Raw genomic sequence first — 9,292 nt, forward strand, 5'->3', positions numbered from 1 at the left:
CTTTAACAACTCAGCGAAACCTGAAGCTATCCGCAATGTAGTCGGGACGGGCGTTCAGCGTGGCGAAAACGTCCTCCAGGTCAGGCGCCCCCGCCAATATGCCCGACAGGACCAGCGTCGTCGCGACGCCGACGCCGTTGCCGCCGGCGATGTCGTGCTCGACGCTGTCGCCGACGCAGATCACGCTTTCGCGCTCCGGATGGCCCGCCAGTGCCAGCGCTGCCTCGAATATCTGCGGATTGGGCTTGCCAATGCGCGCCACGCTGCCGCCGAGGCTCTCATAGAGATCGGCGAGCCGGCCGGCGCCGAAGCGAGGGCCGACGGCAGTCAGCATGATCTTGTCGGGATTGGTGCAGAAGCATGGCACGCGCCGCGCCGCCGCCGGACCAAGAAGCCGGCGATAATGGTCGAGGTCGTAGCGATCGCCCTCGCTGGCGGAAATCAGCACCAGTTCGGCATCGTCGCCGTTCTTGGCCAGGACGAAGGGCAGGCCGTCGACAGCCGAACGGTCATTGTCGCGGCAGATCAGCAGGCATTTTGTCTGCGGGCGCAGGGCTCCGGATGCTGCCATTTGGTGGAAGGAGCGCCACGCCACCTCGCCGGAGGAGACAAAGTGATCCCAGCTTCCCGGTTCGAAGCCGAGCTTCAGCAGGCGGCGCTCATTGGGTTGCGCCCGCTTGCCGGAATTCGAGATCAGTACGATGGTCTTGCCGGCGCGCTTGAGTGCCGACAACGCTTCGACAGCACCTGGATAGGCGCTGGTGCCGTCGTGCAGCACACCAAATTGGTCGAGCAGGAACACCTGATAGCGGTCGGTCAGCGCGGCGATGCCGTCGAGGTGTTGAATTGCCTTCGCCGTCATAAAAGCCCCGCTGCGCTTGCGCCCATCAGCGCCAGCCGCGCCGTGCCGGCAGCGGCCTCCTCCGAAAGAGCCGGCACCAGAGCGACGCCAAGCTTGCGCTGCCGGATCGCTGTCCAGGCCGGATTGGCCGCACCGCCGCCGACGCTCCTGACCGATGTCAGCCGGGGGGCGCCGAGTTCGGCAAGCCGGCGATAGCCGAGCGCTTCGATCGCCGCAATACCCTCGAACATCGCTTTCAGATAGTCGGCGTCGTCGGCGGGCCGCGGCTCGAGGCGCGGCGGCAGCGCCGGATCGGCTATGGGGAAGCGTTCGCCCGGCGCCGGCAGCGGGTAATAATCGAGGCCGGTCTTCGTCGCCGGGTCGATTTTTTTGCTGAGTTCGACAATGCGGGCGACGGGGAAATGCTGGGCCAGCACCTTGCCGCCGGAGTTCGAGGCGCCGCCCGCCAGGTAGGTGTCACCCAGCCGATGGCTGTAGATGCCGAATTGCGGCGCCGAGATCGGCCGGTCGGAGAGGATCTTGATGGTCAGCGACGAGCCGAGCGCGGTAACGCCGTCGCCCGCGGCACTCGCACCGGTCGCCAGGAATGAGGCGCAGCCATCCGTCGTGCCGGCAACGATAACCACGTCGCGCGCCAGGCCGAACATTTTCGCAGCGCTGGCGGTGAGCGTGTCCGTGACATCGCCCGGCCGCACGACGCGGGGCAGGAATTCCATGCGCACGCCGGTCGCCGCGATCCAGTCCGGCCAGTGCCGGGCCTCGACGTCGTAGCCGGTCTTCAGGGCGTTGTTCTCGTCGCTGACATCGAAGCGGCCGGAAAACTGTCCGGCGATCCAGTCTGCCTGGTGCAGCACAGTGGCGACGCCGGGCAGGTGCTGGAAAGACAGCGCCTTGGCGAGACCGGAGGTCGCCCCAAGTGCAGCGCTCGTTGCCGGTGCCGCGCCGGCTATTGCTGTCAGAATAGTGTCGTCAGCGACCTTGTCGTTGTACATCAGCGGTTCGGCCAGCGGCCGCCCGGCGCCGTCGACCGGCAGCAGCGTGCCCGACGTACCGTCGACGGCGATCGAGCGCACTGCCGCGCGATCGATACATTTGAGCAGTTCCGCCAACGTCGCGCCGACCGCCTCCCACCATATGGCGGGGTCGCGGCCGTTCGGCCCAAATCGCTCGAGGGCAATAGCGGAATGCGCCGCAATGGAAAAGTCCGGACGCATGGCGACGGCGCGCGCGCCGGATGTGCCGATGTCGATGCCGATGGCAAGCGGACCAGACGAACGCGGCATGTCAGCTGCCTCCGGCATTGAGTTTCTGGCGATATTTTTCGGCGTCCCAGTTGATCAGCTCGTCATTCTCCGCCGCTGTCAGATAATTCAGCTTCGCCGAGACATCGATCCGCGCTGTCACGTCGGAAAGGCAGCGCTGCATGGCGTCGGCACCGGCGCCGGCGTCGCCGCGCATCAACACGCCGAGTCCAGGAAACAGGATCGCCACGGGTGCGGCGCCGCAGCGCTCGATGACGCGCTTCACACCCTCGTCCGGTCTCGCCACGACCGAGCCTTCGCCGAGAAAGATGACGTGGTCGGGGTAGAGGCTGCCACCCGAAGCCATGCGGCAGCTTTCGGGGTCGATCGCCACCGCATGCGCCTCAACGTCCGCCGGCAATCTGTAGTCGCTGTCGCCGGCGCGCGCCGTCAATGCCGCGATGTCCGGTTCCGCCACCTGGCGCGGCGGCCGCGCCAACAGTCGTGTCACGCGCCGCAGCAGCATGTCGGCCGCCGCGACGGTCTCGGCTGCAACGACCAGGCCGTGATTGCCGAGGATAAGGATATCCACGCCTGGCCGAAGGCGCTCGGCGATACCCTGCGCGAGCGGCAGTCCCGGCCGGCGATAGGGAACATACGCCCATTGATGGCCGTCGAGCCGCCTGGCGGCCTCGGCCTCGCAGTCGGCCTGCACGGCCAGCGAAATGGTCTCGACGCAGTGAACATGCAGAACGATGCGCTGCGGCATCAGCGCATGCACGGTGGTCTCGATCGACGGGCGCAAGCCGCGCGCGTTGAGGGCGCCGACAGTGAAGGCCTGCGGCTGTTCGGCGGCCGGGTCGCGCCGTTCGATGGCGTCGAGCAATGGCGGGATGCCGACCGGCACCATGATGTCCGCGATGAGCGCGTCCTTCAGCCAGGTGCCGGAGGCCTTGATCCAGAGCGTGTCGCCGGCTTTCAGCGAGGTGTTGCCGCCGGCGGCCTGGGTCAGATGCGGGTCGCTGCCGATGGCGGCCGAAAGCGACCGCAGCGCTGCCAATTCCTGCGCATCCGCACTGATCGTCATCGAAATTCCTCCACAAACCGGCCGCGTGGCCACGGCTTTGGACGTCCCGGTGCCGGGACGAAGACCGACGCTGGTATCGCAGATGCGAGTAAGTTACGTCAACAGTGATGTTATCGCGTCAGATCAGGCTTGCAATCCAAGGCGTGTTGAGTAAGTTGCACCAATTGCGTGCAAAATGGCAATGCCGTCCAAAATGCTTGGGAGGCAAGCGCATTGGGAGGTAAGGGTTGAGCGACTCCGGCCGCCAACGCCAGATTGTCGAGCTTTTGCGGGACCGGCCTTTCGCATCGGTGCGCGAGCTGCAGGAGCGGCTTGGCGTGTCGGCGGCGACAGTGCGGCGCGACATCGACAAGATCGACGAGGCCGGCGAAGCGCGCAAGGTCTATGGCGGCATCTCGGCGCTCGATGGCGCTTCGCAAGCCGGCGTCGCCTATGCCAGGCCCTATGACGAGAACCGCGACCTCGCCGTCGAGGCCAAGCGGCAGATCGCCGCTCTCGCCGCCACCATGGTGCGCGACGGCGACGCGGTCATGGTGCATGGCGGTTCGACCTGCTTCCATCTCGGCGTCAAGCTCGCCGACCGCAACATCCGGCTCTACACCAACTCGATGCCGCTCGCGGCCTATCTCAGCGACCACGGCCATTGCAGCCTCACCGTCGCCGGCGGCGAACTGCACCGCGAGCCGGGCATCATCCATTCGCTGACGCAGACGGTGCCGTTCTACGCCTCGAAGTTCTTTCTCGGCGCGCAAGGCATCGGCCAGGAAGGCCTTCTGGAATCGCACCCGCTGCTGGTCCGCTCGATCGTCGAGCTCAGCCTCTGCGCCGACCAGATCGTCGTGCTGGCCGACAGCCGAAAACTGTCGATCCACGCGCGCAATGTGGCACTGCCGCTGTCGCGGATCGGCACGCTGGTCACCGATGACGGCCTGTCCGAGACAGATGCCCGCATGCTCGAAGATGCCGGCGTCATGGTGCGGATCGCGGCTTCCTCGGGAGGCGCCCAGTGAACATCGCCGTCCTCGATTTCGGCAAGACCAATTCGAAGCTGTTCGTCTTCGGCCAGGACGGACAGATCCTCGACGAGCGCCGCACCCAGCCGAGCTGGATCCACAAAGGCGGCTTCAGCGTGCTCGACGAGCCAGCGCTGCACGACTGGGCGGCCCGCGCCATCGATGATGCAGTCGACACGCATGGCGTGGAAGGGCTGATGGTATCCGGCCATGGCTGCACCTTCGCGTTGGTCGACGAAGCCGCGCTGACGCATCCGATCCTCGATTACGAGCAGGAACCGCCAGCTGAAATCGCCGCGCAGATCGACCGCCGCATTCCGGATTTTGCCGAGACCTTTTCGCCGCGCCTGCCGCTTGGCTTCAACTACGGCCGCCACATGTTGTGGCTGAAGGAGGTGGAGCCCGGTGCCTTCGCCACAGCGAAATCGATCCTCGGCTACCCCCAATATTGGAGTTGGCGGTTTGGCGGCCGGCCGGTATCGGAAGTGTCGTATCTTGGCTGCCACTCGCATTTATGGGCACCGCGCAAACGCGATTTCAGCTCGCTGGTCGATGCCGAGGGCTGGCGCGGCCAGATGCCCGCCTTCGAGCGTGCCGGCGCGGTGATCGGCGAGCAGCGCTTCGGCCAGGCCGCGAAGCCAATCGCCATCCATAATGGCGTCCACGACAGCAATGCCGCGCTCCATGCCTACCGCCGGCAGCAGCTCGGGCCGGTGACCGTGGTCTCGACCGGCACCTGGGTGGTCGTGCTCAATCCGGACTGCCCGCTCGACGCACTCGACGGCGAGCGCGACATGCTGGTCAATGTCGATGTCGATGGCGGCCCGGTGCCAACCGTCCGCTTCATGGGCGGGCGCGAATTCGCCACGATCAGCGCCGGCTGGCAGGGCGCAATCGCGCCGTCATCGATACAACGGGTGATCGACGCCGGCATTATGGCGCTGCCGAGCTTCGCGCCCGGCGGCCCGATGCCGCACCGCCGCGGCGAACTGGTCGGGCGTACGCCCAATGCCGAGGAACGCGCGGCCATGGCGCTGCTCTATGTCGCGCTGATGGTCGATCTGTGCCTCGAGCTGATCCATTCGGACAACACAGTGATCGTCGACGGCGGCCTGAACAATGGCGGGCTGCTTGCCGCGTTGCTGGCGCAGTTGCGGCCCGGGCAGGCTTTCCTGCAGGGCGCAACGCTGGAGGGCAGCGCCACCGGTGCTGCCGCACTTGCCTTCGAAAGCGTCGGACGCGAGTTTGCCACCGAAGCGCCGGAGGCGGTGCATGCGGCAAGTTTCAGCGGCCTTGCCGGCTATCGCAACGACTGGCGCGGCCTTGCCGCCGACCGGGCTGTGGCCAGCGCAGCTGCAGGAGGTGCGCGATGAGCGCCGCCGCCCGGATCGAGACGGTGCGCCAGCCGGTGCTGGAGATGCGCCACATCTCCAAGACGTTCGGTGCGATCCGCGCCTTGCACGATGTGTCGCTGACCGTTCACGCCTGCGAGCTGCACGCGCTGATGGGCGAAAACGGTGCCGGCAAGTCGACGCTGATGAAGGTGCTGTCCGGCGCCTACCGGCCGGACCCCGGCGGCGAAATCCTGATCGACGGCGTGCCGGCCGCGACTGGCGACCCGATCAAGGCGCGCGCCGCCGGCATTGCGGTCATCTATCAGGAGCTGTCGCTGGCGCCTAATCTGTCGGTAGCGCAGAACATTTTTCTCGGCAACGAGCCGCGACGGTTCGGCGTTGTCGACCGCGAGCAGTGCAATCGGCGCGCCAGCGAGATCATCGCGCGGCTCGGCGTGACCTTCTCGGCGCGCACTCCGGTCGCAAGCCTGTCGCTCGGCGAGCGACAGCTGGTGGAAATCGCCCGCGCACTGTCGACCAATGCGCGCATCATCGTCATGGACGAGCCGACCACGTCGCTGACCTCGCGTGAGACCGACCGGCTGTTCGAGGTGATCGCGACGCTGAAGTCGCAAGGCATCGCCATCATCTACATCAGCCACCGCATGGAAGAGGTCTACCAGCTCGCCGACCGCGTCAGCGTGCTACGCGACAGCGGCTATGTCGGCACGCTCGACCGCGCCGACCTGAACGCCTCGCGCCTGGTATCGATGATGGTCGGGCGCGATCTGTCGACGTTCTACAAGAAGGATCACCGTCCGCCGGACAGCAAGCGCGCCATCGCGCTGTCGGTGCGCGGCATGTCGGACGGCAATCTCATAAAGAATTGTTCCTTCGACCTCCACAAGGGCGAGGTGCTGGCACTGGCCGGCCTGGTCGGCTCGGGCCGCACCGAACTGGCACGGCTGATCTTCGGCGCCGACAGGCACACATCAGGCACGCTGGAGCTCGGCGGCAAACCGATATCCATCGGTTCGCCGAGCGAGGCGCTCGATGCCGGCATCGCCTACCTGACCGAGGACCGCAAGCAACTTGGCCTGTTTCTCGACATGTCGATCTCCGACAATATCAGCATGGGCGTGCTGGCAAAGGACGCGAAGGCCGGCGGTTTGCGCGACTTCACGGCTGCCGAAAAGCGCGCTGCCAAGGCGGTGTCAGACCTCTCCATCCGCACCAGCTCGGTGCAGGCCAATGCCGGCTCGCTGTCGGGCGGCAACCAGCAGAAGGTGCTGCTCGCCCGCCTGCTGGAAACCGAGCCGCAGGTCGTCATCCTCGATGAGCCGACCCGCGGCGTCGATGTCGGGGCGAAGTCGGAAATCTATCGGCTGATCGACAATCTGGCCAAGAAAGGCATCGCCATCCTGATGATCTCCAGCGAACTGCCGGAGGTGATCGGCATCGCCGACCGCGTGCTGGTGATGCGCGACGGCACCATTGCCGGCGAGGTGACGGCGTCGGAGGGCGAGCCGCTGCGGCAGGAAGCGATCATGGAACTTGCAACGGGAGCGGCTCAGCGATGACCGACAAGGTGGCCGACACGATGAAGGCGGACGACCGGGCGGTCGGCAGGAGCACGAGATGGCGTACCGCCATCGCCGCACTCGGCATGCTGCCGATCCTGATCCTGCTGGCGGTCGGCTTCCAGTTCATCAATCCGCGCTTTTTCACCCAGACCAATCTGCTGATCGTCATGCAGCAATCGTCGATCAACATCGTGCTGGCCGCCGGCATGACCTTCGTCATCCTGACCGGCGGCATCGACCTGTCCGTCGGCTCGATCCTTGCCGCCTCGGCGATGGTGGCGGTGATGGTGTCGCTGGTGCCCGATTGGGGACTGCTGGGCGTGCCTGCGGCCATTCTCGTCGGGCTCGGTTTCGGCGTCATCAACGGGCTGCTGATCGCCTATATCAAGCTGCCGCCCTTCATCGTCACGCTGGGATCGCTGACCGCCGTGCGCGGCGTCGCCCGCCTGCTCGGCCAGGACACGACGGTGTTCAACGCGGACCTGCCGTTCGACTTCATCGGCAACGGTTCGCTGTTCGGCATTCCGTGGCTGGTAATCATCGCGCTGGCGGTCGTCGTCCTGTCCTGGCTGGTGCTCAAGCGCACCGTGCTCGGCACCTGGATCTACGCCGTCGGCGGCAACGCCGAGGCCGCCAGGCTGACCGGCATCAAGGTGCCGCTGGTGCTGCTCTTCGTCTACGGCGTTTCCGGCCTTCTGGCCGGCCTTGGCGGCGCCATGTCGGCGGCCCGGCTCTATGCCGCCAACGGGCTTCAGCTCGGCCAGTCCTACGAACTCGACGCCATTGCCGCAGTCATCCTCGGCGGCACCAGTTTCGTCGGCGGTGTCGGCTCGATCTGGGGCACGCTGATCGGCGGCCTGATCATCGCCGTGCTGTCCAACGGGCTCATCCTCGCCGGTGTTTCGGACATCTGGCAGTACATCATCAAGGGATTGGTCATCATCGTGGCGGTCGCCCTCGACCGTTACCGGCTCCAGGCAGGAGCAAGAACGTGATGGCCCTTAGTCGCCGGCATCCAACGAGCCGGTTTCATGTGTAACGCACCGTGAGAGGCGCGGGGCATCAGGAGGAAAACAAAACAATGAAGACCATCGCTAAACTGCTCTGCGGCGTCGCCCTTGCGGCCGCCGTCATCGCGCCGGCATCGGCAAAGGATCTGAACAAGGTCGGCATCTCGGTCGGACTGCTCGGCAACCCGTTCTTCGTCGCCACCATCAAGGGCATCGAGGACGCGGCCAAGAAGATCAACCCGAATGTGCAGGTGACCTCGGTATCGGCCGACTACGATCTCAACAAGCAGGTATCGCAGGTCGATTCCTTCATCGCTGCCGGTGTCGACGTCATCATGCTCAACGCAGTCGATGCCAAGGCGATCGCGCCGGCGGTGAAGAAGGCGCAGGCGGCCGGCATCGTCGTTGCCGCTTTCGACGTTTCGGCGCCGGGCGCCGACGTCACCGTGATGACCAACAACGTCAAGGCCGGCGAAGAGGCGTGCCAGTATCTGGTCGATCATACCGGCGGCAAGGGCGACTATGTCATCCTCAATGGCCCGGCCTCGTCGTCGATCCTGGAGCGGGTCAAGGGCTGCAAGGACGTGCTGGCAAAGCACCCCGACATCAAGATCCTTTCCGACGACCAGAACGCCGAAGGCTCGCGTGACGGCGGCCTGAAAGTGTTCCAGTCGCTTCTGACGCGTTTCGACAAGATCGACGCGGTCTTCGCCATCAACGATCCGACGGCGATCGGCGCCCAGCTTGCGGCCAAGCAGCTCAACCGCTCGGAGTTCATCTTCACCGCGGTCGACGGCGCGCCCGATATCGAGAAGGAACTCGCCTCCGGCGCGTCGATGATCAAGGCCTCGGCCTCGCAGGATCCCTATGTGATGGCCGGCCAGTCGCTGACGATGGCGGCTGACCTGCTTGCCGGCAAGAAGCCGGCCGAGCCGACGGTACTGCTCGACCCGAAGCTGATTACGGCCGACAATTTGAAGGATTACAAGGGCTGGACCGCAGCTCGCTAAGCCTCCCGAGCCTGGGGGGGGGGGGGGGGGGGGGGGCCGCCCCGTGTTGTGGGGGGGGGCTGGTGTGAAACAGAGCGGGGGGGGGGGGGGGGGGGGTTATAAAACGCGACCAGGAGGCGGGGCGGGAGAGCACCGAAAAAGAGGTAGGGGGG

The 9,292-nt window shown here is 65.9% G+C and carries 8 protein-coding genes; 5 read left to right on the forward strand and 3 right to left on the reverse strand.

Annotated features, from left to right (window positions below; all coding sequences use genetic code 11):
* Positions 1-10: 10 nt before the first annotated feature.
* The 3 genes from NKI97_RS24650 to NKI97_RS24660 are packed head-to-tail and all read right to left on the reverse strand — an operon-like array spanning position 11 to position 3,190.
* Positions 11-862 (reverse strand): TIGR01459 family HAD-type hydrolase, encoded by an 852-nt coding sequence (locus NKI97_RS24650; protein ID WP_352837038.1) that lies wholly within the window; start codon positions 860-862, stop codon positions 11-13.
* Positions 859-2,145, reverse strand: coding sequence for an FGGY-family carbohydrate kinase (locus NKI97_RS24655; RefSeq protein WP_352450143.1), 1,287 nt, complete (start codon positions 2,143-2,145; stop codon positions 859-861). Before NKI97_RS24655 ends, NKI97_RS24650 begins: the two co-directional genes overlap by 4 nt.
* Before the next feature lies 1 nt (position 2,146).
* On the reverse strand, positions 2,147-3,190 hold the full coding sequence (locus NKI97_RS24660) for a class II aldolase/adducin family protein (protein ID WP_352837041.1): 1,044 nt from the start codon (positions 3,188-3,190) through the stop codon (positions 2,147-2,149).
* Positions 3,191-3,417: 227 nt separating this feature from the next.
* On the opposite strand from NKI97_RS24660, the gene NKI97_RS24665 reads away from it, so the two are divergent.
* The 5 genes from NKI97_RS24665 (at position 3,418) to NKI97_RS24685 (ending at position 9,140) form a co-directional block, all read left to right on the forward strand.
* Positions 3,418-4,200 carry a DeoR/GlpR family DNA-binding transcription regulator gene (locus tag NKI97_RS24665; RefSeq protein WP_352837044.1) on the forward strand — a complete coding sequence of 261 codons (783 nt, stop codon included), beginning with the start codon at positions 3,418-3,420 and terminating at the stop codon, positions 4,198-4,200.
* Positions 4,197-5,576, forward strand: a complete 1,380-nt coding sequence (locus NKI97_RS24670; RefSeq protein ID WP_352837047.1) for an FGGY-family carbohydrate kinase — start codon at positions 4,197-4,199, stop codon at positions 5,574-5,576. The genes NKI97_RS24665 and NKI97_RS24670 overlap by 4 nt, the downstream gene beginning before the upstream one ends.
* Positions 5,573-7,117, forward strand: coding sequence for a sugar ABC transporter ATP-binding protein (locus NKI97_RS24675; RefSeq protein ID WP_352837049.1), 1,545 nt, complete (start codon positions 5,573-5,575; stop codon positions 7,115-7,117). Before NKI97_RS24670 ends, NKI97_RS24675 begins: the two co-directional genes overlap by 4 nt.
* A gap of 20 nt (positions 7,118-7,137) precedes the next feature.
* Positions 7,138-8,115: an ABC transporter permease subunit gene (locus tag NKI97_RS24680; RefSeq protein WP_502894527.1), complete on the forward strand. Its 978-nt coding sequence runs from the start codon at positions 7,138-7,140 to the stop codon at positions 8,113-8,115.
* An 86-nt stretch (positions 8,116-8,201) separates the two neighbouring features.
* Positions 8,202-9,140 carry an ABC transporter substrate-binding protein gene (locus NKI97_RS24685; protein WP_352450137.1) on the forward strand — a complete coding sequence of 313 codons (939 nt, stop codon included), beginning with the start codon at positions 8,202-8,204 and terminating at the stop codon, positions 9,138-9,140.
* The last annotated feature ends 152 nt before the right edge of the window (positions 9,141-9,292 follow it).

The organism is Mesorhizobium sp. M0296, from assembly GCF_040321675.1.
Classification (GTDB): domain Bacteria; phylum Pseudomonadota; class Alphaproteobacteria; order Rhizobiales; family Rhizobiaceae; genus Mesorhizobium.

What these genes read in the sequence shown, in the direction of transcription:
- NKI97_RS24650 (WP_352837038.1), bottom strand. Translation starts at nt 862, where the DNA reads ATGACGGCGAAGGCAATTCAACACCTCGACGGCATCGCCGCGCTGACC.
- NKI97_RS24655 (WP_352450143.1), bottom strand. Translation starts at nt 2,145, where the DNA reads ATGCCGCGTTCGTCTGGTCCGCTTGCCATCGGCATCGACATCGGCACA.
- NKI97_RS24660 (WP_352837041.1), bottom strand. Translation starts at nt 3,190, where the DNA reads ATGACGATCAGTGCGGATGCGCAGGAATTGGCAGCGCTGCGGTCGCTT.
- NKI97_RS24675 (WP_352837049.1), top strand. Translation starts at nt 5,573, where the DNA reads ATGAGCGCCGCCGCCCGGATCGAGACGGTGCGCCAGCCGGTGCTGGAG.
- NKI97_RS24680 (WP_502894527.1), top strand. Translation starts at nt 7,138, where the DNA reads ATGAAGGCGGACGACCGGGCGGTCGGCAGGAGCACGAGATGGCGTACC.
- NKI97_RS24685 (WP_352450137.1), top strand. Translation starts at nt 8,202, where the DNA reads ATGAAGACCATCGCTAAACTGCTCTGCGGCGTCGCCCTTGCGGCCGCC.